General features: G+C 68.2%; 21 protein-coding genes and 1 tRNA gene. 10 read left to right on the top strand and 12 right to left on the bottom strand.

Going from position 1 to position 22,032, the window contains the following annotated elements; translation table 11 throughout:
• Positions 1–53 precede the first annotated feature (53 nt).
• Both QNN98_RS05720 and QNN98_RS05725 read left to right on the top strand, forming a co-directional pair.
• Positions 54–130 (top strand) — tRNA-Met (locus QNN98_RS05720).
• 83 nt (positions 131–213) lie between these two features.
• Positions 214–729 (top strand): DUF6328 family protein, encoded by a 516-nt coding sequence (locus QNN98_RS05725; protein WP_229957533.1) that lies wholly within the window; start codon positions 214–216, stop codon positions 727–729.
• Positions 730–776: 47 nt separating this feature from the next.
• Here the strand turns inward: QNN98_RS05725 and QNN98_RS05730 are convergent, their stop codons facing one another.
• Positions 777–1,517 carry a PspA/IM30 family protein gene (locus QNN98_RS05730; RefSeq protein ID WP_283996486.1) on the bottom strand — a complete coding sequence of 247 codons (741 nt, stop codon included), beginning with the start codon at positions 1,515–1,517 and terminating at the stop codon, positions 777–779.
• 103 nt (positions 1,518–1,620) lie between these two features.
• On the bottom strand, positions 1,621–3,723 hold the full coding sequence (locus tag QNN98_RS05735; protein ID WP_283996487.1) for a TPM domain-containing protein: 2,103 nt from the start codon (positions 3,721–3,723) through the stop codon (positions 1,621–1,623).
• Positions 3,724–4,120: 397 nt separating this feature from the next.
• Between QNN98_RS05735 and QNN98_RS05740 the strand changes: the two genes are divergently transcribed.
• From QNN98_RS05740 to QNN98_RS05755, 4 genes are all read left to right on the top strand, one after another.
• A complete protein-coding gene (locus QNN98_RS05740; protein WP_283996488.1) occupies positions 4,121–5,614 on the top strand; it encodes a S1C family serine protease in 1,494 nt (497 codons plus the stop codon).
• A 209-nt stretch (positions 5,615–5,823) separates the two neighbouring features.
• Positions 5,824–6,663 (top strand): electron transfer flavoprotein subunit beta/FixA family protein, encoded by an 840-nt coding sequence (locus QNN98_RS05745; RefSeq protein ID WP_227913662.1) that lies wholly within the window; start codon positions 5,824–5,826, stop codon positions 6,661–6,663.
• A gap of 64 nt (positions 6,664–6,727) precedes the next feature.
• Positions 6,728–7,672, top strand: coding sequence for an electron transfer flavoprotein subunit alpha/FixB family protein (locus QNN98_RS05750; protein ID WP_283996489.1), 945 nt, complete (start codon positions 6,728–6,730; stop codon positions 7,670–7,672).
• Position 7,673: 1 nt separating this feature from the next.
• Positions 7,674–8,417, top strand: coding sequence for a PIG-L deacetylase family protein (locus tag QNN98_RS05755; RefSeq protein ID WP_283996490.1), 744 nt, complete (start codon positions 7,674–7,676; stop codon positions 8,415–8,417).
• A 46-nt stretch (positions 8,418–8,463) separates the two neighbouring features.
• Here the strand turns inward: QNN98_RS05755 and QNN98_RS05760 are convergent, their stop codons facing one another.
• Genes QNN98_RS05760 through QNN98_RS05775 form a run of 4 tightly spaced genes read right to left on the bottom strand, consistent with a single transcriptional unit; the run spans position 8,464 to position 11,584 of the window.
• Positions 8,464–9,264, bottom strand: coding sequence for a class I SAM-dependent methyltransferase (locus tag QNN98_RS05760; protein ID WP_227913667.1), 801 nt, complete (start codon positions 9,262–9,264; stop codon positions 8,464–8,466).
• A gap of 15 nt (positions 9,265–9,279) precedes the next feature.
• Entirely contained in the window at positions 9,280–9,747 is a 468-nt protein-coding gene (locus QNN98_RS05765; RefSeq protein WP_227913669.1) for a tRNA (cytidine(34)-2'-O)-methyltransferase, read from the bottom strand.
• Between the two features lie 42 nt (positions 9,748–9,789).
• Positions 9,790–10,758: a J domain-containing protein gene (locus QNN98_RS05770; protein ID WP_227913670.1), complete on the bottom strand. Its 969-nt coding sequence runs from the start codon at positions 10,756–10,758 to the stop codon at positions 9,790–9,792.
• Positions 10,730–11,584: a nucleoside/nucleotide kinase family protein gene (locus QNN98_RS05775; protein ID WP_283996491.1), complete on the bottom strand. Its 855-nt coding sequence runs from the start codon at positions 11,582–11,584 to the stop codon at positions 10,730–10,732. The genes QNN98_RS05770 and QNN98_RS05775 overlap by 29 nt, the downstream gene beginning before the upstream one ends.
• Positions 11,585–11,697: 113 nt before the next feature.
• Here QNN98_RS05775 and QNN98_RS05780 point away from each other — a divergent pair, with 113 nt between their 5' ends.
• From QNN98_RS05780 to QNN98_RS05795, 4 genes are read left to right on the top strand one after another with little or no spacing between them, the layout of a single operon-like run.
• Positions 11,698–12,921, top strand: a complete 1,224-nt coding sequence (locus QNN98_RS05780) for a cysteine desulfurase family protein (protein ID WP_227924993.1) — start codon at positions 11,698–11,700, stop codon at positions 12,919–12,921.
• Positions 12,918–14,069: a tRNA 2-thiouridine(34) synthase MnmA gene (gene mnmA / locus QNN98_RS05785; protein ID WP_227924992.1), complete on the top strand. Its 1,152-nt coding sequence runs from the start codon at positions 12,918–12,920 to the stop codon at positions 14,067–14,069. The genes QNN98_RS05780 and mnmA overlap by 4 nt, the downstream gene beginning before the upstream one ends.
• Positions 14,070–14,124: 55 nt before the next feature.
• A complete protein-coding gene (locus tag QNN98_RS05790; protein ID WP_227913676.1) occupies positions 14,125–14,556 on the top strand; it encodes a chorismate mutase in 432 nt (143 codons plus the stop codon).
• Positions 14,549–15,661, top strand: a complete 1,113-nt coding sequence (locus QNN98_RS05795; RefSeq protein WP_229957520.1) for a uroporphyrinogen decarboxylase/cobalamine-independent methonine synthase family protein — start codon at positions 14,549–14,551, stop codon at positions 15,659–15,661. Before QNN98_RS05790 ends, QNN98_RS05795 begins: the two co-directional genes overlap by 8 nt.
• A 22-nt stretch (positions 15,662–15,683) precedes the next feature.
• Here QNN98_RS05795 and QNN98_RS05800 read toward each other — a convergent pair whose 3' ends face one another.
• The 6 genes from QNN98_RS05800 to QNN98_RS05825 are packed head-to-tail and all read right to left on the bottom strand — an operon-like array spanning position 15,684 to position 21,680.
• Positions 15,684–16,358, bottom strand: a complete 675-nt coding sequence (locus QNN98_RS05800) for a DUF4166 domain-containing protein (RefSeq protein WP_229957518.1) — start codon at positions 16,356–16,358, stop codon at positions 15,684–15,686.
• Positions 16,359–16,367: 9 nt separating this feature from the next.
• Positions 16,368–17,660: a DUF58 domain-containing protein gene (locus QNN98_RS05805; protein WP_227924989.1), complete on the bottom strand. Its 1,293-nt coding sequence runs from the start codon at positions 17,658–17,660 to the stop codon at positions 16,368–16,370.
• A 12-nt stretch (positions 17,661–17,672) separates the two neighbouring features.
• On the bottom strand, positions 17,673–18,713 hold the full coding sequence (locus QNN98_RS05810; RefSeq protein WP_229957513.1) for an AAA family ATPase: 1,041 nt from the start codon (positions 18,711–18,713) through the stop codon (positions 17,673–17,675).
• A complete protein-coding gene (locus QNN98_RS05815) occupies positions 18,710–19,987 on the bottom strand; it encodes a DUF4350 domain-containing protein (RefSeq protein ID WP_283996492.1) in 1,278 nt (425 codons plus the stop codon). Before QNN98_RS05815 ends, QNN98_RS05810 begins: the two co-directional genes overlap by 4 nt.
• On the bottom strand, positions 19,984–20,646 hold the full coding sequence (locus tag QNN98_RS05820; RefSeq protein WP_283996493.1) for a DUF4129 domain-containing protein: 663 nt from the start codon (positions 20,644–20,646) through the stop codon (positions 19,984–19,986). The genes QNN98_RS05815 and QNN98_RS05820 overlap by 4 nt, the downstream gene beginning before the upstream one ends.
• Complete coding sequence (locus tag QNN98_RS05825) at positions 20,643–21,680, bottom strand: hypothetical protein (protein WP_283996494.1); 1,038 nt, start codon at positions 21,678–21,680, stop codon at positions 20,643–20,645. Before QNN98_RS05825 ends, QNN98_RS05820 begins: the two co-directional genes overlap by 4 nt.
• Positions 21,681–22,032: the final 352 nt, after the last annotated feature.

The raw sequence follows: 22,032 nt of genomic DNA on the forward strand, positions 1-22,032 counted from the left end.
AATCCGGCCGGTTTGCACCCGGACCCCGCGGCGGGTAGAGTTAGATATCACGCCGCGGGGTGGAGCAGTTCGGTAGCTCGCTGGGCTCATAACCCAGAGGTCGCAAGTTCAAATCTTGCCCCCGCAACCAAAAGGAAAGTCCCTCGAGGATCCGCAAGGAACCTCGGGGGACTTTCCTTATATCCGCTCCCGCCGCGTTCTAGACTTCCACCTATGGGACAGCGACCCGTGGAGCGTGATCCGGACCGCGGTGAGACCATGCTGCAGAAACTGGACCGCAACTGGACCGATTTGCTGCAGGAACTCCGGGTGCTCCAGACGGGTATCCAGATCCTCACCGGATTCCTGCTGACGCTGCCGTTCCAGCAGCGCTTCGCCGGCCTCAACCGGATCCAGATCGGCCTCTACCTTGCGCTGGTTGTGCTTTCCGTGCTCGTGACGGCGCTGCTGATGTCAACGGTGGTTATGCACCGGACCTTTTTCCAGCAGCGGATCAAGCGCGCCCTGGTCAACAATTCGGACATGCTGCTGCGCTGGACGCTGGTGCTGGTGGGACTGATCCTGGTCGGGACCATCGGTTTGATCTTCGACATCGTGCTGTCGGGAGCCGCCGGTGCCGTGGCGGCGCTGGCAGTGGGGATGGTGGTGGCCCTGCTGTGGCTGGTGCTGCCTCAGGTGCTGCGGCGCCGGGCCCTGCGTGCCCGGACGGCAAAGGGCGGACGCCGGTAGGCGTCCGCCCTTTCTGCCCGCTGCCGCGGCGGCAGGTGCGTGTGGGGCTATTCCTCGATTGCGGACTGCTTGGTGCCCGCGGAGGACTTCAGGGCGGCCAGGCGAGCCTCGACCTCCGTCTGCTCGCCGAGGTCTTCCAGGCTTTCAAACTGGGCGTCCAGACTGGAGGCGGTCAGTTCGTTGGCACCGCGGACCCGGGCTTCTTCTCGGCGGATCTTCTCTTCGAAGCGTCCCACCTCGGAGGTGGAGTCCATAACGTCGATGCTCTTCATGGCGTCGTGCATCTGCGTCTGCGCGGCGGCGTTCCGGGCGCGGGCGATGAGCTCGTCCCGCTTGCTGGTGAGCTGGTCCAGCTTGCCCTTCATCTGGTTCAGTCCGGTCTTGAGCCGCTCGACGATCTCTTCCTGGGAAGCGATGGTCGGCTGGGCGCCCTTGGCCTCGTTCTCGGAAGCGATCTGGCGCTGGAGGGCCACCTTGGCAAGGTTGTCGAACTTTTCGGCGTCCACGGTGTTTCCCGCACCGCGGAATTCGTCCGCCTTGCGGGAGGCGGCCAGGGCCTTGTTGCCCCAGTTCTGCGCGTTCTGGATGTCTTCGTTGTAATCGTCCTGAAGCATCCGCAGGTTGCCGATGGTCTGGGCGACGGCGCTTTCAGCTTCGGCGATGTTGTTGCTGTAGTCCCGCACCATCTGGTCGAGCATTTTCTGCGGGTCCTCGGCCTGGTCGAGGATCGCGTTGATGTTGGCCTTGGCCAACTGGGTGATACGTCCGAAAATTGACTGCTTAACCACGGTGTCTGCCTTTCAATATGCTGTGTTCGGAATTGCCCGCGTTCGCCATGAAACCGTTACGGGTACATCTTGGTGTACTTTCGGGGCTTTGGCCCCTGCAGTGCTAGAAGTTTCCTCCGGAGGAACCGAAGCCTCCGCCGCCGCCAAAACCGCCGCCGCCGAATCCTCCGCCGCCGAAGCCGCCGAATCCGCCGCCGCCCCAGCCGCCCCCGTGGGAGCCGCCGCGCAGGATGGAGTCGATCAGGATGCCGCCGAGGACCGCGCCGCCCAGGCCGCTGCCCCCGCGTCCGCCGCGTCCGCCGCCTAAACCGCCCCCGCCGAACCCGCCGTCAAACCCGTCAACGTCCTGCTGGGCCATATCTGCGGCCTGGGCTGCCAGCGCATTGGCCTGCTGGGCATAGGCGAGGGCGCTGACTGGATCTGACGCCTGCAGGGCTACCGCCTGCTGCAGGTTTCGTTCGGCCTCGGCGAGCCGGGTCCGCGCTTCGCTGCCCACGCCGCCGCGGCGGGCACGGATGTAGTCCGACGTTCCGGAAATCTGGGCCTGCGCGGCCATGAGGGCGTGCTGCAGGGAATCCCGTGCACGGCGCTCCTGCTCCTGGCGGTCCCGGATGCCCTCGAGTGCGGCGTCCAGCTGGCTGTTGGCTGCTTCGAGCCGGCGGAGCAGATCCACGGGATCAACCGGGCCGGCTGCCATGGCCTGACGGGCTGCATCCACTGCGGCGCGCACGCCTGCGACAGGTCCGGCAAGCCCCGGGTTTCCGCCGCCGGCGGCAAAAGCTTCCGCCTGGGCGAGGTCCTGGTTGGCGTCGGCAATCGCTCGCTGCAGTTCCTGGTGCGCGGCGTCCAGTTCCTGTCCGCGCTTGTCGATGGCGTCGAGCAGCACATTGGCCTGGTGAACGGCTTCTTCGGCGGCCCGCACGGAAACCACCGCGGAGGAGGTGTCGCCCTCGCCGAGCTTTTCGTTGGCCGTGGCTGCAGCACTGGAGACGAAGGCGAGCCGCTCGTTCGCCTGGTCGATGTTGTCGCTGACCTGGTTCACCGCGGAGGCCGCGTAGCGGGCACGCAGCGAGTCCAAAGCTGCCGCAGAGGTGCTGAGGCGGGAAGCGGTCTGGTCTGCCGCGGCCTGTGCTGCGGCCAGCGCTGCGGGCGCGTTCTTCTCCAGTTCACGCAGCTCGTCGAACTCCGCTTTGTGCGCCTGGAGTGAATCGTTGACGGCCTCGCACCGGCGGATGATGTCCTTGAGCCAGGTCCGCTGCTGCTGCTCGGTGTCGGGGATGTGGTCATCCAGCTGCTGCTGCAGCTTGAAGGATTCACCCATGTGGTTCCGTGCGGCCGCCAGGTCTTCGGAGAAGGTGGTGACGGCGTCTTCGCCGTACGCGGCCATCGCAAAGGCCAGTTCCTGCTCACTGGACTTAATCGCGTCGTCGGCCGCGACCAGCAGGCTGCCGGCCCGCTTGCGCAGGTCAGGCACGCTCATGGTGTCCAGTGGATCCACGGGAGCCGCCGGTCCCTGCTGCTGAGCGGGAACGGACGCCGGGGATTTCCGCCGACGGCTGCGCAGCAGCAGTGCGGTCCCCACGCCGCCGGCCACTACGACGCCGCCCACTACCAGGGGGGCCACGCTGGTGCCGCCGGATTCGGAGGACGAAGCAACTTCTCCGTCGCCGCCGCGGGCTATGTCTGCCAGGGAATCGGTGGCGTTGAGGGCGGCAGTGGCCCACTGGGAGGAGGAAATGTCCCGGGAGCCGAGCAGGGGATCGGTGGCTGCGGCCAGGATCGCGTTGCGCCGGGCTTCGGTCAGGACACTCTGGTCTCCGGTGGAGACCTCGATCTTGCGGTCCTCTGTGGCGATGCTCAGGAGCGCTTCCTTGCTGCCCATCCCCTTGGCGTCCACTACCTGCTGCGCCCAGGCCGTGGGATCAGAGGGGCTGGTGAAGGAGTCCACATACACCACGTACAGCGTGTAGCCGGTGCTGCGCTGCACATCGTTGATGGCCTGTTCAACCTTGGACGCCTCGCCGCCCAGCACATTGGCCGGGTCCACAACAACCTCTCCCGGCGGGATGCGGACGGGGGATTCGGACTGCACCATTGCGGCAGGCGCAACCACGGAGGATACCGACGACGACGCCGGGTCAAGGGCAGAGGACGCCGCCGACGCCGCCGCGGGGGACAGGATCGCAACCGCACTCAGGCCGAACACGGCCCCCAACCTGTTCCGTGACCGCATAAAACATCCTTTGGTTATTGCCCGCTGGTTGCGGGTCGCGCAGGCCGACCGCAGACTGTGTTGTGACTGCTGTTGCGACTGCCTGTTGCCGATTCGACGTTGGTACCGATTCTAGGGGCAGCCCTAACCCCCGTCCACCGCGCTCCGCCCGGCTGCCGTGGCTGCGCACCCCCTCTGACCTGCCGGTTCGTCGGTGCTGCAGTGGAGTTGTGCCGGTGCGGGATGCCGCGGCATATCGGATCCGGCATTCGGGATCTTCACAGCAGATGTCCAGCAATCATGCGCGCAGGTCCCAGAATCCGCTGTCATAGTGGATACGTAAACGTTGTGGCTACACCATGGGTACACCGAATTTGGAAAGGAAACCCACATGACTGAGCAACACGGGGGAACCGACGGCCCTGAGCGCCACCTGCCTCCCCGGCCGCCGGCGCCGCCGTCGTCATACTCAGGATCTGCGCAGCCAGGATCTGCGCAGCCGGGACCTGCACAGCCAGGGGCTGCACAACCGGGGACCGGGCAGCCGTCCGCCGAACCGGGTACCGGACCGACGCACGGGGCAACGTACGGCTCTTCCCCGTACGGACCGCCTGCCGACGGGTCAGAAGGCACGGCATTCCAGGCGCCGGCCGGAACGGGGCAGGAACACCCGGGACGGGCAAAGAAGTTCGGCGCCGGAGCGCTGGTGACCGGCATGGTGCTGGCGGGCCTCCTGGGCGGCGGCGTCGCCGTAGGTGCCAACAGCCTTATGGATGGCGACTCGAACGGCGCCGGGCAGACCGGCCAGTCCGAAACCGTTGTCGTCAACAACAAGGACAGCGTCAACGCCGTGACCGCCGCAGCGGTCAAGGCCTCACCCAGCGTGGTGACCATCGAGGTTGCCGCATCAGGCAGCACGGGTACGGGCTCCGGGATCATCCTGGACAATGAGGGACACATCCTGACCAACACCCACGTGGTGACCCTCGGCGGTACCGCCGCCGACCCGACGGTGGAAGTGCAGACCTCGGACGGCCGGGTCCTGCAGGCGACCGTCGTCGGAACCGACCCGGTGTCGGACCTGGCAGTCATCAAGGTCGACGCCACGGACCTGACGCCGGCAGCACTGGGGGACTCGGAGAAACTGAACGTCGGGGACACCGTGATCGCCATCGGTGCGCCGCTCGGCCTGGCCGGAACCGTCACCGACGGCATCGTCTCCACGCTCAACCGCACCATCAGCGTCCAGTCCTCCGCGGCTCCGGAGTCGGACTCGGACTCTTCTCAGGTGCCCGAAGATGACGGCAACGGTTTCCGTTTCGCTCCGCCGGATGGTTCCTCGCAGGACCAGAGCTCCGGTGAAAGCTCGATCTTCCTGAACGTGCTCCAGACGGATGCGGCTATTAACCACGGCAACTCGGGAGGCGCACTGGTGAACACCAGCGGCGAGGTGATCGGCGTCAACGTCGCCATCGCCTCGGCGGCCTCGGGCAGCGCAGGGGAGGAGAGCGGCAGCATCGGTGTCGGCTTCGCGATTCCGATCACCTACGCCCAGCGCATCGCGGATGAAATCATCGACAACGGATCGGCCTCCCACGGCTATCTCGGTGTGTCCGTGAAGCCGGCCACGGCGTCGAACTCCTCCTCTACCTTCACGGTAGGCGCAGATGTGGCCGACGTTGTCTCCGGGTCCCCGGGCGCCAAGGCAGGCCTGAAGAAGGGCGACGTGGTCACCTCGGTGAACGGTATGCCGGTCACGGATGCACAGTCACTGACTGCAGCCATCCGCATGCAGCCCGCGGGCGGCAAGGTCACCATTGACTACACCCGCGACGGAAAGGCCGCCAGCACCGACGTTACGCTCGGCGACTCCGCCGAGCAGTAACCCGTCACGAGTAATTCCAGGGACGGCTAACCGTTCCAGCGGGCGAAGGGCCGCTTCCGGAAATCCCCGGAGGCGGTCCTTCCTCCGTACCGGGGGCATCCGGGGAGCATGGTGTGATTAGCTTTAATCGCGCCGTCCCACCGGAAGGCGCGCGTCGGCGGGAGCATTCCCGGCCGCCGGGAACCGATTTCCTACCGGAAAGGCGCGGAATGCAGGAAGCAGCCAACCGTCCGCTGAACATTGTTGTTTTGGTAAAGCATGTCCCCGACGCACAGTTTGACCGGCACCTCACCGGCCCGGGACACACCCTGGACCGCTCCGAGAGCATCCTTTCCGAGCTGGACGAATACGCGCTGGAAGCGGCCCTGCAGCTGGCCGAGGCACGAGGCGGCGAAGCGGCAGGAAACCGCGTCACTGCCCTCTCGATGGGACCGGCGGCAGCCGTCAACGCCGTCAAGAAATCCCTGCAGATCGGTGCCTACTCCGGCGTCCACCTCTCCGACGAAGCCCTGGCCGGCTCCGACGCCGCCGGGACGTCGCTCGCGCTCGCCGCGGCCGTGCGCGCCATCGCCGACGCAGACGGGCCGGTGGACCTGGTCATCAGCGGGATGGCATCCACCGACGGTGAGACTTCCCTGGTGCCGGCGCAGCTGGCCGAACGGCTTCAGCTGGCGCAGGTAACCTTCGCGTCCGAGCTGGAGGTAGCCGACAGCGCTGACGGCCCGCTCGTCAAGGCCCGCCGCGACGGCGACTCCTTTACTGAGACGGTCGAGGCGCCGCTGCCGGCGCTGGTCTCGGTGACGGACCAGGCCAACGATCCGCGCTACCCCAACTTCAAGGGCATCATGGCCGCGAAGAAAAAGACCGTACGGGTGCTCAGCCTCGCAGACTTGGGCATTGAGGCCGGCCAGGTCGGCCGCGACGGGGCCTGGACCACCGTCGCCGCGTCGGCACCCCGGCCGCCCCGTTCACAGGGAACCATCATTACCGACGACGGATCGGCCGGCGTGCAGCTGGTGGACTACCTTGCCGCGCAGAAACTGATCTAGACCCCCGACCCTTGCACCGGCGCTTCCCGCGCGCCGCCGCCCACGTCCCGAAGGAGCGCATCCCATGGCGTCCGTCCTCGTTTTCCTAGATGTCCCTGCCCTGCCCCTGCCGCGGGCCGCCCGCGAATTGCTGACCCTTGCGGGCAGCGTGGGTGAACCGGTGGTTGCCTCCGCCCGACCGCTGGAGACGGAACTGGCGGAAGCGCTGGCTGCGCACGGCGCACGGAAGGTTTACGAGCCTGCCGGAGACCTGGATACCGTCCTGGTTGCCGCCAAGGCGGCCTTCCTTGCCGAAGCGGCCACCGCGGAGCAGCCGGCCGCGATCCTGCTGGGCAATTCCTTCGAAGACCGCGAAATTGCCGCTCGCACCGGGATCAAACTGGGCTCCGGCGTGATTACCGACGCCGTTGCCGTTGCCCCCGATCTCGCCGTCACCAAGTCGGTGCTGGCCGGGTCCTGGACCTCCACGTGCCGGGTGCAGGCCGGAACGCCGATCATCACGGTGAAGGCCAACAGCGTTGAGCCCGCCGACGCCGTCGAAGCCGGTGCACCGGCCCGGATCGAGCTGTCGGTTCCCGAGGCCGGCCCCGCGGCACGGGTGACCGGGCGTACCGGCAAACGTGTCAGCGGGCGGCCCGAACTGGCCGAAGCGCGGGTGATTGTGGCAGGCGGCCGCGGCATGGACGGGAACTTCGGTCCCGTCGAAGAGCTTGCGGATTTGCTGGGCGGGGCCGTGGGAGCGTCCCGCGCTGCCACGGATGCCGGCTGGATAGAGCACTCCGCGCAGGTGGGCCAGACCGGCAAGACCGTGTCTCCGCAGCTGTACATTTCCGCCGGCATTTCCGGGGCGATCCAGCAAAAGGCGGGCATGCAGACAGCGCAGGTAATTGTGGCGGTAAACAAGGACGCCGATGCGCCGGTCTTCGAAATTGCCGACTTCGGCGTGGTGGGCGACGTGTTCTCGGTCCTGCCGCAGGCGGCCGCGGAAATCCGGAAGCGCAGGGCCTAGCGTGGACCAGTTCCCAACGCCCGGCCGGGTCCTGGCCTTCGCCGCCCACCCGGATGACATTGATTTCGGTGCCGCCGGCACGCTGGCCCGCTGGGCGTCCGACGGCGCCCGGATCACGTACTGCATCATGACCTCCGGGGACGCCGGGGGATTCGACCCCGCGGACCGCACCGGGGTCAGTGAGCTGCGCAGCGAGGAACAGCGCGCCGCAGCCCGCGCAGTGGGGGCCCAGGACGTGGTGTTCCTGGGGGAGCGGGACGGCTACCTGGAGGTGAACCATTCGGTGATCGCCCGGGCAGTGGAGCAGATCCGCCGGGTACGGCCGGACGTAGTGCTGGCAATGCACCCGGAACGGAACTGGGACCGCCTGCAGGCCAGCCATCCGGACCACCTCGCCTGCGGCGAAATAGTGACCCGGGCGGTGTATCCCGCGGCGGAGAACCCCTTCGCCTATCCCGAACTGGCCGAGCGGGGACTTCAGGCGTACAAGGTGCCGTGGCTGTGGTTCTACGGTGCGCCGCGTGAGCGGGAGAACCGGGCCGTGGAGGTCAGCGCCACCGTGGACACCAAGCTCGCCGCCATCCGGGTGCATGCCAGCCAGCACCCGGACATTGAGGGCATGGACACCTCGGTGCGCCGGTTCCTGCAGGACAACGCACGCCGCCACGGTATGTCCGAGGGCTCCAGTGCCGAGGTCTTCCACGTGGTGGGCGTCAATACGCCCGAGACGATCGCCGGGTTCTAAACCGGCTGCCGCGCCGGCCAGCCCCCTCCGGGCCGGCCAGCCCCTCTTAGGGGCGGACGCCGGTGGCGATCAGGGTGTCGGCGTTCAGCTCGAAGTCCTCACCGAGTTCGGCCAGGAAGTTTGTACGCACCCGTTCCACCGCGTCCGGCGCGGAAGGCAGGAGTTCGCGGAAGGTGCTGCCCATGACCAGGGACCACGCCAGCGAACCGCTGAGCTGGACCCGTCCCTGCGTGGGGGTTACCGCCACGTCGGTGAGGCCGAGGGACTCGAGCCAGGCCGAAAGTTTCTCCGGCGTGTTGATCCGCCGGAGGTTGTCCGTCTTCGGCTGCGGGGCATCGGCCAGTTCCGGACGTTCCTGCAGGCAGGCCTTCCACAGCAGTTCGCTGAAGGGGGACCCGGCGCCTTCCTGCCACACGCTGAGGGCAAACCGTCCGCCGGAGCGCAGCTGCGAAACCAGGTGGGCCGCAGCGGCGTCCATCTGGGGCAGGAGGAAAAGCCCGTAGGCGCAGAGGACGGCGTCGTAGGGATCCCCGGACTGCCATCCAGCGGCATCGGCCTTGAAAAGCCGCACGCCGTTCAGGGACAGGGTGTCCGCCTTCGCCTGGTTCAGGGCCAGCAGCTCTCCGCTGAGGTCGACACCGTCAACGGTCGCATCGGGTCCGGCGAACTGGGCGGCAGGGATGGTGGTGGCACCGCTGCCGCAGCACGCATCCAGGACGCGGTCGCCCAGGCTGATGTCCGCAGCCGCCGCAAGCGCATTGCCCATGGGATTCCACAGCGATGGTGCGAGGCGCTCAAAGTCCGCGGCGCCGTCGTCGTAGGCAGTGCCGATGTGGCGTGCAGGCATGGGATATGTCCTTAGCTAGAGCTGGGCACCGGCGAAGCCATGCTGGCGCCAGGCTTCGTAAACGGCAATGGATGCGGAATTTGCCAGGTTCAGGGACCGCAGCGTCGGCAGCATGGGCAACCGTACCCGTGCGGTGACATGCGGGTCCTTCTTTACCTCATCTGATAGTCCCACCGACTCGCGGCCGAACATCAGCACGTCACCGGCACGATACTCGATATCGGTGTAGGACGTATCGCCGTCGGAAGTGAAGGCATAGACCCGCTCCGGTGCGAGGGCTTCCCAGGCGTCCTCGAGGCTTTTGTGCACGTGGAGGACGGCGAGGTCGTGGTAGTCCAGGCCGGCGCGGCGCAGCTTGGAGTCCTCCAGGCTGAAGCCCAGCGGCTCCACCAGGTGGAGTTCGGCGCCGGTAATGGCGGCAAGGCGGATGGCGTTTCCCGTGTTGCCCGGGATTTCAGGGGAGTGGAAAAGGATGCGGAACACAGCTCCATCCTAAGCCCGGCATCGGCCGGGCAGACGCACGGCTCAGCGTGCCGAAGCGTCAATGAGCGGGCCCAGCACGGGCAGCTGGACCGTGTTCGGCGTCGGCCCTTCGGCGAAGAACCGGCGGAGCTCCCGGACCAGGCCGCCCGGGTTGGCTGTGTGCAGGGTGGCGGGCGCGGACCTGCTCAAAGTGGGCGGGTAATCGATGATGGGCTCGAACGGGTTGCCGTTGGGGCTGTGGAGGACCAGCCAGCCGGCGACATTGCAGGTGGGAAAGCGGGCCTGCATGGTCCGCACCGCATCGGCGAGCCGCAGCGTGGACACTTCCCGTCCGCGGTGCAGCAGATGCCGTCCGTCCCACCGGTAGTTCCCGGGAGCGGCCATAAGCGAGCCCAGGACCGCCATCCGGTAGCCGCCCAGCAGCACATGGCCGACGTCGAGGTTCCCGCCCCGCGGCCCGGCGTCGGGAATGTGCAGCCCGTTGACCAGCCGCGCGGCGGGGTACTCGTCCAGCAGCTCCCGGTCCAGCAGCGCAATGGTGAGGTTCTCGGCGTCGAACCGGCTGCCGGTGGAGCCGAGCCGGGAGAAGAAGCCGGGACGGCGGGGAGCGCCGTGGATCTGCTGCCCGGCCATGGTCAAGGGGATGAGCGGCGGATTCTGCGGGGAGAAGTCCGGGACAAACACCGGAGGAAGGTCCAGATCCGCTGCTGCCGTCCTGCCGGCTGCGGCGCCGGGGGCAGCGGCCTCTCCGGCAGCCCGGCCCGTTCGGGCCGCGCTGCTGCGTGCCGGGGCACTGCCGGCACTGCCCAGCTGCCGGTCATAGGCGGCTTTCCGAACCGGATCGGAAAGCACCCGGTATGCACCGGCAACCCGGTCGAAGCGCTCGCTGTCGCCGCCGTGGTCGGGGTGCGTCTGGCGGGCAGCCTTCCGGTAGGCGGACTTGATTTCAGCAGCTGACGCCCCGGGCAGCAGGCCCAAGACCTCATAGAGTGTCCGGCCTGACGGGCTCACGGCGGTTCCTTTCGGCACGGTTCGGGGTCCAGTGCGGCAATTCTACCGACCGCTGCTGTTCACTTTCCCCGGCTGTTTCCCCGCCCGGCTGTTTCCCCGCCCGGTACGTCGCGTTTGCCGGATCAATCACCTGCAGCGTCCTTTCGCAGGAGTTCTCCAGCACCAGAAACGCCCGGGCGGCCGGATCCGCTGCGGCGAAGTACCTTTGCTGCCCGCCCACGTACCGGTCCCGGCCCGGGCGGTGCGGGTGCACTGAGGGTGAACCGTCGCGTACAGCCAGCCGGGCAGCGGTCACCGTGAACGGTACGTCCAGGAACACGGAGCAGTCCCAGAAGTTCCGCAGTTCGTCCCGGTGCAGGAACATCCCGTCAACCAGGACGACGGCGTTGGGTGCTGCCGGCACCGGAGCCGGGTCCAGCACCGCATCAGTCTCGAGGTCATGGCCGCGGTCCCGGAATGCCGGCGCCCCCTTGGTCAAGGGGTCCAGCACGTACTCCTTGAACTGGCCCAGATTGTAGGAATCGAGCCAGAAGCCGTCCGGTGAGCTGCGGCCGAGCCGGTAGCGGACCCCGCGCACGTTGTGGAAATCATCAAGGCCCACCCGCAGGACCTGGCGGGGTTCGGCTGCGCCGGACGCGCGGAGGGCAGAAGCGAGTTCGTCGGCGAAAGTGGTCTTCCCGGCGCCGTCAACGCCGTCAACGGCCATCAGCAACCGGGAGGAGGGCTGCAGCGCCAGGAGCACCCGGGCCAGGTGAGCAAGGACCGTGTTCCGGTCCGCGGGCGGGCCCGGGGGAACAGTCAGCGGGGGTGTTGGGGTTGGCCGCACGGCAGGATGATATCCCGAAGCCCGCCGCGCGCGGCGGCACCTGTGGGCCAACCCTCAGGAAAATCCCAGCCCGCCGAATGGGTGCTGACCGCTATGGCGGCTAGAATTAGCTGGTGCCCGTGTATCTAGATCACGCGGCGACCACGCCGATTTCGGCTTCGGCCCTCGCCGCACTCACTTCAGAACTCAGCCGCAGCGGCAATCCCTCGTCCCTGCACGGTTCGGGCCGGCGCGCCCGGATGGTGGTGGAGGAATCGCGGGAGATCCTTGCTGCCGCCGCAGGCTGCCACTCCTCCGAAATCATCTTTACGTCCGGCGGCACCGAAGCGGACAACCTGGCCGTGAAGGGCCTGTTCTGGGCCCGCCGCGACGCCGATCCGGCCCGCACCCGGATCCTGGTCTCCGGCATCGAACACCACGCCGTGCTCGACACCGTGGAATGGCTGGAAAAGCACGAAGGTGCCGTCCCGGTATGGATCCCGGTGGACGGTGACGGCGTTATTTCCCTTGACGCAGTCCGCCGGGAGCTCGAAGCCAACGCCGACAGCATCGCCCTGCTCACGCTTATGTGGGCCAACAACGAGGTCGGCACCGTGCAGGATGTGCGGACCGTTGCCGCCCTGGCGCACGAATACGGTGTGCCGGTGCATTCCGACGCGGTCCAGGCCTTCGGCGCCGTGCCCGTGGATTTCCGTGCCTCCGGGCTGGACACCATGGCGCTGAGCGCCCACAAGATTGGCGGACCGGTAGGCACCGGGGCACTGGTGGTGGGCCGGTCGGTCAAGCTCACACCGGTCCTGCACGGGGGAGGACAGGAGCGCGACATTCGCTCGGGCACCCTGGACACGGCCGGCGTTGCGGCGTTCGCGGCGGCAGCCCAAGACGCCGTCGAGCATCTGGGGGACGAGACTGAACGCCTGCGCACCCTGCGGAACTACCTCATCACCGGCGTCGAGCGGGCCATCCCGGACGCCGTGCTGCGCGGTGTTCGCGACGACGACGGCGGGCGCCGGCTGCCGGGCAACGCTCACTTCACCTTCCCCGGATGCGAGGGGGACTCGCTGCTTTTCCTCCTGGACCTGGCCGGCGTGGAATCCTCCACCGGCTCGGCCTGCACTGCCGGGGTGCCGCGGCCTTCGCATGTGTTGCTCGCCATGGGGCTGAGCGAAACCGAGGCCCGCGGAGCGCAGCGGTTCAGCCTCGGGCATACAACCACGGCCGAAGACGTTGACACGTTATTGCAGGTACTGCCCGAAGCATATGAGCGGGCCAAGAAGGCCGGGATGGCCGGACACGTAAGCAGCATCCAGACAGCAGGAACAGGTTTGACTTCATGAAGGTTTTGGCAGCAATGAGCGGCGGAGTGGACTCCGCTGTGGCAGCGGCACGGGCAGTGGAGGCAGGGCACGACGTCGTCGGTGTCCACCTGGCGCTGTCCCGGATGCCGGGCACCCTGCGTACCGGCAGCCGCGGCTGCTGCACCATCGAGGACTCCCGGGACGCGTGGCGGGCCTGCGACATCCTGGGCATCCCCTACTACGTGTGGGACTTCTCGGAGCGGTTCAAGGAAGATGTGGTGGACGACTTCGTGGCCGAATACGCCGCCGGCCGCACACCCAATCCCTGCATGCGCTGCAACGAACGGATCAAGTTCGCCGCGCTGCTGGAGAAGGCACTGGCCCTGGGCTTCGACGCCGTCTGCACCGGCCACTACGCCAAGGTCATCACCAACCCGGAGGGCAACCCGGAACTGCACCGCGCCGCGGACTGGGCGAAGGACCAGTCCTATGTGCTCGGCGTGCTGACCGAAGAGCAGCTGCGGCACTGCATGTTCCCCCTGGCGGAAACCCCGTCCAAGGCCGAAGTGCGGGCCGAAGCCGAACGCCGCGGCCTGTCCGTGGCCAACAAGCCGGACAGCCACGACATCTGCTTCATTCCCGACGGCGACACCCGCGGCTGGCTCGAAGAGCGCATCGACATGTCCGAAGGCGACATCGTCGATGAAACGGGCCAGAAGCTCGGCACCCACCCCGGCGCAAACGCCTACACCGTGGGCCAGCGCCGCGGCCTGAAGCTCGGCACTCCGGCGGCGGACGGCAAACCGCGCTTCGTGCTGGAGATCCGGCCCAAGGAAAACAAGGTTGTTGTCGGACCGGAGCAGCTGCTGAACATCGACCAGATGCGCGGGACCAAGATTTCCTGGGCCGGTGTGCCGATCCCCGAGATCGCCGCCCGCACCCGGTTCGACTGCACGGTACAGGTCCGCGCCCACGGCGACCCCGTCGCGGCCACCGGCTGGATGGAAGACGTGGCCGATGAGGCGACCGGCGCGGTACGCGGGGAACTGGTGGTCCGGCTCACCGAACCGATGCGCGGGGTGGCCCCCGGCCAGTCCATGGTTCTGTACCAGGGCACGCGGGTGCTGGGCCAGGCAACCATCGACTCGGCCCGGTCCCTCGAGTGGGATCCGGCCGCGGTTTCCTAGCACGGCCGTACGTAACGTGCCGCGGGGGTTAAGCGTTGCCGCCTAAACTGGTCCAATGAGCCATACAGGACCTGAATCACCGGACGAAGAATTCGATCCGCGGGCAAGCTCCCTCTCCGGGAAAGTCGCCCAGGACGTTATGGACGAACTCCTCGCCATGCGCAGCAGCATCGACAACATCGATGCCACCTTGGTGTATCTGCTGGCCGAGCGGTTCAAGGCCACCCAGCGGGTGGGCCACCTCAAGGCCGAGCACCACCTGCCGCCGGCGGACCCGGGACGCGAAGTGGCGCAGATTGCCCGGCTGCGCCGGCTGGCGGCAGATGCGCACCTGGATCCGGCGTTCGCGGAGAAGTTCCTGAACTTCATCATCCGTGAGGTCATCCGCCACCATCAGGCCATCTCCCAGACGCGCAACGGCGGACCCGCCGGGCCCGCGGCCGGCCCTGAGTCCGGCTCTGCGTCCGCGGGTGCCACCGATGCCTGAGCAGGACAGGACCCCGCAGGGGCAGATTCAGCCGGCGCAGCAAGCTCCAACCCGCAACGGCACCGTCACCGCAAGCGCGGCCGGCGGCTGGCCGGGAACCGATCCGGTGGAATCCAGCCGGGTTATCCGCGGTGAGCTGGGGGATCCGCATCTCCCGTTCCTGATGGAACTGCCCCAGCGGGGCCCGGAAGCGGAGGCCGTGGGGCGTTCCGCCTCCCTGCTGGTTGACCTCTTTGCGGACATCCAGCCGCACGGCTGGCGCCTCGTGGAACGCCCGGGCAAGGAGCACCGGCGTGCGGTCTCACTGCTCGGCCAGGACCTGAATGCGCTGGCCGACGTAGCCGGTGCCGAGGAGTCCCCGGGGCACGCACTGAAAATTTCCCTGCGGGGGCCGCTGTCCCTGGCCGCGAACCTGCACCTGCATAACGGCGAACGGGCCCTTGCCGACGCCGGTGCGCGGCGGGAACTGGCGCAGTCACTTGCGGCCGGAGTCGGGAGCTACATTTCCCGGGCCGCCTCGTCCGTGCCCGGCGCCCGCATCACGGTGCAGGTGGACGAACCGGAGATCGCCGCCATCCTCGCCGGAGGTATCCCCACAGCCAGCGGCTACCGTACGCTGCGCTCCGTGGCGTCGGGGGAGGTTGCCGCCGCCTGGCAGCAGCTGCGCGAGGCGATTGGTGCTGCCGGGGCGGACACCGTGCTGGCGCTGCCGCGTGCCGGGGAGTTGGGCCCGCTGCGTTCCGGTGTCCAGTCCCCGTTCGAGCTGGCCCGCAGCGCCGGAGTGCAGGGTACGGCCCTGGTCACCGACGGGCTCGACGCCCGGGACTGGGAGGGCATCGCCGAGGCGGTGGAAAACGGAGAGCGGGTATGGCTCGGCGTGCTGTCCCTCCCGCCTGCCGGAGCGCCGCTTCCCCAGGTCACGGCCCTGGCGGAAAAGGTGCTGCGCCCCTGGCGCAAGCTCGGACTCTCCGTGAAGGACCTGCCGTCACTGGGGCTGCTGCCGGCTGCGGACCTGGCCGGCCTGTCACCGGACGCTGCCCGCAAGGTCCTGGCCCGGCTGACGCAGACAGCCTCAGCCCTTGACCAGGTGGCAGCAGAGGGCTAACCGGATACCGGATTGCGCAACCCTAGGTGCGGCGCTCCCAGCGGTCCGGTTCCGCGCCGGCCGGCAGCACGCCGTCGAACTCCCGGTAGGCGTAGGTGAAGGCGCCGTCATACTCGAACACCGTACCCACCTGCCGCTGCACCACCCGGGCGCTGATCCGGAAGTGCTGCTGTGCGGGGTCCCACCACTGCTCCACCCGGGCATCCGCTCCGGCAAAGTGCGGCAGGGGCAGGCGCAGCCGGCCGAGGAACAGGCGGCTGCCCGGTGAATCCATGTGCAGGTGTCCGTCTGCGGATACCCGAAGCAGCAGGTCCGTAGCCATATTGCGGCGCCGGCCCAGATAGTCCGTCAGCACCCCCGGCGCCGTCAGCACCGTGGTGTCCTCAAAGATGCGCTGCACGCCCGGAAACCCGAAGGTCCGCACCGCGGTCAGTGCCGGCCGGCCCCAGGGGTCCAGATGCGGGTAGTTGCGGATGGTGAAGGGGATGTCCTCCCCGTAGTCGGGGAAAAAGGCGTTGGCCACCGGGACCAGCGGCAGCAGGGGCCGCAGCCAGCGCCGCGGGCAGCCCGCCCGGCTGAACACGCCGGTGCCCTCACCGAACCACCCGGAGCCTGCGTGCAGGCCGAAATATTCCCGGAGTTCGGGTTGCAGCCGCTCGAAGGAGGAGCCCAGGACGGTGCGGTAGACGGACACCATGCTTAATTCTTACAGCCTCCCGGCGGCCTTGAGCCGAATGTACATATCCGCGAGTTTCGGCGGCAGCTCGTGCGGCGGTTCGTCCACCACTTCGGCGCCCATTGAACGCAGCTGTTCCCCCATGGCAGCCCGGTCCAGCAGCGCGCGTTCGGCGGCAGCGGCGCGGAACACCGACGACGTCGTGCCGCCGGCCCTGCGCAGCTCGTCCAGGCCGGGATCCCGGACCGAGGCAACCACCACCACGTGCTTCTCCAGCAGCCGGGGCAGTACCGGAAGCAGGCCCTCTTCCAATGCGCCCGAGTCAAGGGCGGTAATCAGCACCACCAGGGAGCGGCGGCCCGAGATCTGCTGCACTGCAGCGGGGAGCAGGGAAAAGTCCGCTTCGATGAGCTCGGGGGTCAACGGGGCGGTGGCCGTGGCCAGCCGGCTCAGCATATTTCCCTTGCCGCCCGAATCCACCCTGGCCCGGATGCGGCGGTCGAAGGCCAGGAAATCCACGCGGTCACCGCTGCTGCCGGCCAGCACGCCGAGCAGGAGCGATGCCTCGATGCCGGTGTCCAGCCGCGGTTCGTCCTCGATCCGGGCCGCCGAAGTCCGGGAGGTATCCAGGGCTATGACCACCCGGCGGTCCCGTTCCGGCCGCCAGGTCCGCACCACGGTTTCCCGCCTGCGGGCGGTGGCGCGCCAGTCGATGGAACGGACATCGTCGCCGCGCACGTATTCGCGCAGGGAATCGAATTCCGTGCCGGCCCCGCGCAGCTGGACGGAGGTGTTACCGTCCAGTTCGCGCAGCCGCCGCAGCTTGGAGGGCAGGTGCCGTTTGGACCGGAACGGCGGCAGCACCCTCAACTGCGCGGCCACCGGAAGCGTGCGCTGCCGGGCAGCCAGTCCCAGCGGGCCGAAACTGCGCACTGCCACGGAACTGCTGGTCAGCACGCCCCGCCGAGCCGGCTGAAGATGCACGTCCATCCGGCGGGCCTCACCCGCGGGGACCGCCAGCCGCTGCTCGGGGTCCCGCGCCCCGGCGGAGGGCTGCCAGGCATCCCGGATCACCGCCCGCAGCGACCGTCCTGCGGTGTTGCGCACCACCAGGGTGCCGACCGTCGCCTCGGTCAGGCGCACACTGTCCGGCAGCCGCCGGTCTATCCGCAGGGACTTCACCGGGGCAGCCAGGAGCAGGTCCAGGGTTGCCGCGGCAGCAAGGAAGAGCAGCCACAGGAGAATGGACGCAGTCCCGGGATAAAGGATTACGGCACCGGCGCCAAGAAACGCCAGCAGGACCAACCGTCCGGAAACAGCCATCCGAAGTCCCGGTTACCGGGGTACCGGGACGGTCGCCAGGATGCTTCCCAGCACCTGGTCAACGCTGACGCCGTCCATTTGGGCTTCGGGCCGAAGCGCCACCCGGTGCCGCAGGGCCGGAAGGGTCAGGGCCTTCACATCGTCAGGGGTGACGAATGTACGCTCCGAAAGCCAGGCCCAGGCACGTGCCGTGTTCAGCAGCGCTGTTGCCCCGCGCGGGGAGACGCCGAGCTGGAAGGACGGCGCGGACCGGGTGGCACGCACCACGTCCACTATGTAGGCCAGGACTTCCGGGGCCACGGCCACCCGGGCTACGGCTTCGCGGGCCAGTTCCAAGTCCCGCGCCGACGCGACGGGCCGTACACCAGCGGCCGCAAGGTTGCGCGGATCGAAGCCGCTGCTGTGCCGGCGGATCACTTCGATCTCATCCTCCCGCCCGGGCAGGTCCAACGTCATTTTCAGCAGGAAACGGTCCAGTTGCGCCTCGGGGAGCGGGTAGGTCCCCTCGTACTCCACGGGGTTCTGCGTAGCCGCGACAATGAACGGTTCGGGCAGGGCACGGGTTGTTCCGTCCACCGTTACTTGCCGCTCCTCCATGGCTTCCAGCAGGGAAGCCTGCGTTTTTGGCGGCGTGCGGTTGATTTCGTCTGCCAGCAGGATATTGGTGAAAACGGGTCCTTCCCGGAAGGAGAACCCGGAGGAGCGGTTGTCATAGATCAGCGAGCCGGTGACATCGCCGGGCATCAGGTCAGGAGTGAACTGCACCCGTTTCGTGTCCAGGCTCAACGCTTCGGACAGGGCCCGGACCAGGAGTGTCTTGGCCACGCCGGGCACGCCCTCCAGCAGCACGTGGCCCCGAGCCAGCAGGGCAATGATCAGGCCGGTCACGGCAGCGTCCTGCCCCACCACCGCCTTGCCCACTTCACGGCGGACCTGGGCCAGGGCGGCCCGGACGGGGTCGCCGCCCGGAGGCAGGGGCGGCGCGGCTGCGGCTCCGTTTGAGGACCGGGATGGTGCGGGCGCCGCCGGGTAGGGCTCGTACTGCTGGCTCATAATGACGTTGCTTCTTCCTCTAGGTCTTGCAGGTCCCAGGTCCAGCGCACCAGTTCGGCGCTTGTCCCCGGCATCGATTGGTTGAGCAGGTGGTCGACCGCGGTATAACTGCGGCCGGTGGCGGAGGCTGCGGCCATTGTTACTGCGTCGGCGTCGGCCCCCGGTCCCAGCCGCCGATGCGCTGCCATCCGCGTCATGGCTGCTGCCCGCAGGTTTGCCGCTGCATGGCTCACGGCGTTGCTGCCCCTATAGAGGCGGGCACGGCCCTCAACCGTCTCCGCAGCGGGCACCACCACGGGCAGCGGTTCCTCGGCCAGCGGCCCGAGCCTGCGCCCGCGCCAGAAGGCGGCCAATCCGGCAACCAGCACCAGCCAGGCCCCCAGCGGATAAACCCAGGGAGGCAGATAGTCGAAGGGGTCCGCGGGCTGCTCTGCGGCAGCGATGTCCTGCGGCCCGGCCTGATACCACACCAGGGTTTCGTCCGCGCCCAGCGAGCGCAGGGCAAGGGCAGCGTTGCCCTCGTCCGTCACAGTGGCGTTGGCAATCAGGTCCGGGCTGCCCAGGACGACGGCGCTCCCGCCCCTGGTAGCGGCGTAGGACCCCGCCGGGTCGGTTCCCTCCGCGCCCGGCGAGGGGAAACAGGTCACCGGGCCGCGGTAGCTTTGGCCTCCGGCGCTGACTGTGCCGGCAGCCTGGGCGTCTTCGTCGGAGCAGCGCGCTTCGGCACTTTGCCCGGCGGCGTCGTCGGGTACGACACCGGCGGGACGGATGTCGGGTGCGAAATCCGACAGTTGCGCAAAGGACGGCGCCACCAGGACCACCCGCCCCGCCTCGTCAGCAAGTTCTTCGCGCTGCTCGCTGTTGAGGAACTCCCGGGGGTCCAGGAACAGCAGCGTGGCACCGGGGTTCGCGTCCAGGGCGGCATTGGCCTCGGCCAGGTCCTGCGGATGCTGCACTTTTACGCCTTGGCCGGCCAGGACCTCCGCGACTGCCATGGCACCGTCCGGAGCCGCGTTGTCCGGCGACAGGGGCTCACTGTCCTGCCGGGGGCGGGCAAAGACCGAGAGGGCCGCCACAACGGCCAGGACCAGGACCAGTGCCAGCAGGACCCGGTGCCGGCGGAACCAGCCAAGCACCCGGCCCGGGCCGGCAGCACGGACTGCGGGTGATCCCCCGGGGCTCCCACCGGTATCCGTTGCGGGCAGGCCGGGCAGGCCGGGCAGGCCGGGCAGGCCGGCGGGGACCGGGGGAGATGGGGTGCGCGTACCAGTCACCGGGGTGCCGCCATGGCAGGTTCGGGGGACAAGGCAGGGCGGGCGGATTCCAATGCCCCGTCCAGTGCGGCGGCCCGCCGGCAGTCATCGGAGGAAGCGTGCTCTGTACCGTACATGACCTCATCAAAGCGCCGGCCAAGCCACAGGAGTTCCGTACGGGCTTCGGGGAACGCCGATGCCAGGCCGGCGCCTGCTTCGGCAGCGGTCCGCGAAGGGCGCGCCTCGAAGACGACCCGCTCCTCGGCGGACCGGACCATGGCGCGGAACCGTTCCGCGAGTGCCTCGTCCCAGCGCTGCGCAGCCTCGGCCTGTTCGGCGCGTGCACGGTGCTGCTGCGCCGCTTCGATCAGGTCTTGCGCGAAGACTTTCCCGGGTTTTTTCGCGGCGGAGGAGAAGCGGGGGCGGAATATGAGGACAACAATGACGGCAACCGCCGCGGCGGCCAGCGCCAGGACCAGCGTCCCCGGCCCGGCGTCGAGGCCCTCCAGTCCGTCAAGCAAATCGCCCAGCCACTCGGTCACGGCCTTCCACGCACGCTGAAGCAGCCCTGGTTCGGCGTCTGCATAGACGTCCCGGGACAGTTCATCGCTTAGCCATTCCCGTGCCTGGTCCGACTCGGGATCCACCGGCACGTCACCGGGAACCCGGGTGGGAATCATGGCATTCCCGGGCCGGGGTAGGTGCCGCCCGGCGCGGCCGGCGCGGCCCTGCCCGGCAGGAAATCGGGGTCCTGGATGCGGGGATTCTCCTGCTCCCTCATCAGGGCGATATCGAACCCTTCACGCCGCATCCGCAGGTCCACGTAAAGCAGGGCAGTCACGGCACCCTGGAAGGTATAGGCGATGCCGGCAACCAGCAGCGAAAGCGCTGTCATGAGCAGCGCGAACGTGCCGCTGTTTGCCGGGTCCGCGCCGAGTGACAGGGACGTGATGAGGCCGAGCGGGACACTCAGGACCTGCATCAGCACCGAAGTGATCAGTCCGGTCAGCAACAGCACCCCGAAGACGCGCCACCAGTTTGTCCGTGTCACCTGCCAGGCCCGGGCCAGGGAACGAAACACGCCGGTTCCTTCCAGGACCAGTACCGCAGGGGCCACCATGAGTTTTACCGATACCCACGCGAGGAGGGCTATCGAAGCCAGCGAACCGAGGACCGTGACGACGATTCCCGCGTCGCCCAGCATGTAGATGACCAGGCTGAAAAGCAGGACCAGCAGGGTGAAGACGGCAAGGAACGCGGCCATCAGCAACAGTATGAGTCCGGCCAGGCGGAGCAGTACCGGACCCAGGATCCGCCACGTTTGGCCGAAACCGGTCTTGAGGTTGAGCACGGCGCGGGCCACCGGGATCACCATAAGGCCCTGGATCAGCAGGGCTCCGGCCGTGTTTCCCAACGCCACCCAGCCGAACAGGGACAGGATGCTGAGCGTGGACCCAAGCACCTCGTCGTCGGACATGCCGGCATCTGACAAGTCACCCGTCACGGGGTCGATGACGATCTGGTCACCGAAAATGAAACCGAGGATAACCGTGACGAGCGCTATGAAAGCCTGGATCAGCAGCGCGCTGCCGAACGTCGCCGCGGCACTGCGACGGCAGGCACGGAAGGCGCCGTCCAGGATTTCGCCCACGCCCAGCCGGCGCAGCGGGACGATGCCCGGCTTGGGCGGGGGCATGTACGCACCAGGAGGCATGGGCCCGCCTGCGGGCTGTCCCCACGGGTTCGGCTGTCCCCACGGGTTGGGTTGGCCCCACGGGTTGGGCTGTCCCCACGGGTTGGGCTGTCCCCACGGGTTGGGCTGGCCCCACGGGTTGGGCTGCTGGCCCCACTGGTTAGGGGCAGGCTGCTGCCACGCACCGGGGGTACCATCTGCTGCCCCTGGAGCAGCCGGCGGACCCGGTGTACCCGGACCGGTGTCCGGTCCGTTGCCCGGCCCAGTGTGTTCCTGCTCGCTCATTTGACCCGTTTCCCCCGCAGCCAGTCGTGATAATAACCTCGACTATAGTTATCCGGCCCCGAATCGGCACAGGAGGCGAGCCGCGGCC

Source organism: Arthrobacter sp. zg-Y1143 (assembly GCF_030125565.1).
Taxonomy (GTDB): domain Bacteria; phylum Actinomycetota; class Actinomycetes; order Actinomycetales; family Micrococcaceae; genus Arthrobacter_B.

Excerpts from the sequence above, each read along its gene's own strand:
- QNN98_RS05760 (WP_227913667.1), bottom strand. The coding sequence starts at position 9,264 with ATGCCTGCACGCCACATCGGCACTGCCTACGACGACGGCGCCGCGGAC.
- QNN98_RS05790 (WP_227913676.1), top strand. The coding sequence starts at position 14,125 with ATGAGCCATACAGGACCTGAATCACCGGACGAAGAATTCGATCCGCGG.
- QNN98_RS05800 (WP_229957518.1), bottom strand. The coding sequence starts at position 16,358 with ATGGTGTCCGTCTACCGCACCGTCCTGGGCTCCTCCTTCGAGCGGCTG.
- QNN98_RS05810 (WP_229957513.1), bottom strand. The coding sequence starts at position 18,713 with ATGAGCCAGCAGTACGAGCCCTACCCGGCGGCGCCCGCACCATCCCGG.
- mnmA (WP_227924992.1), top strand. The coding sequence starts at position 12,918 with ATGAAGGTTTTGGCAGCAATGAGCGGCGGAGTGGACTCCGCTGTGGCA.
- QNN98_RS05740 (WP_283996488.1), top strand. The coding sequence starts at position 4,121 with ATGACTGAGCAACACGGGGGAACCGACGGCCCTGAGCGCCACCTGCCT.
- QNN98_RS05795 (WP_229957520.1), top strand. The coding sequence starts at position 14,549 with ATGCCTGAGCAGGACAGGACCCCGCAGGGGCAGATTCAGCCGGCGCAG.
- QNN98_RS05825 (WP_283996494.1), bottom strand. The coding sequence starts at position 21,680 with ATGCCTCCTGGTGCGTACATGCCCCCGCCCAAGCCGGGCATCGTCCCG.
- QNN98_RS05725 (WP_229957533.1), top strand. The coding sequence starts at position 214 with ATGGGACAGCGACCCGTGGAGCGTGATCCGGACCGCGGTGAGACCATG.
- QNN98_RS05820 (WP_283996493.1), bottom strand. The coding sequence starts at position 20,646 with ATGATTCCCACCCGGGTTCCCGGTGACGTGCCGGTGGATCCCGAGTCG.
- QNN98_RS05745 (WP_227913662.1), top strand. The coding sequence starts at position 5,824 with ATGCAGGAAGCAGCCAACCGTCCGCTGAACATTGTTGTTTTGGTAAAG.
- QNN98_RS05805 (WP_227924989.1), bottom strand. The coding sequence starts at position 17,660 with ATGGCTGTTTCCGGACGGTTGGTCCTGCTGGCGTTTCTTGGCGCCGGT.
- QNN98_RS05750 (WP_283996489.1), top strand. The coding sequence starts at position 6,728 with ATGGCGTCCGTCCTCGTTTTCCTAGATGTCCCTGCCCTGCCCCTGCCG.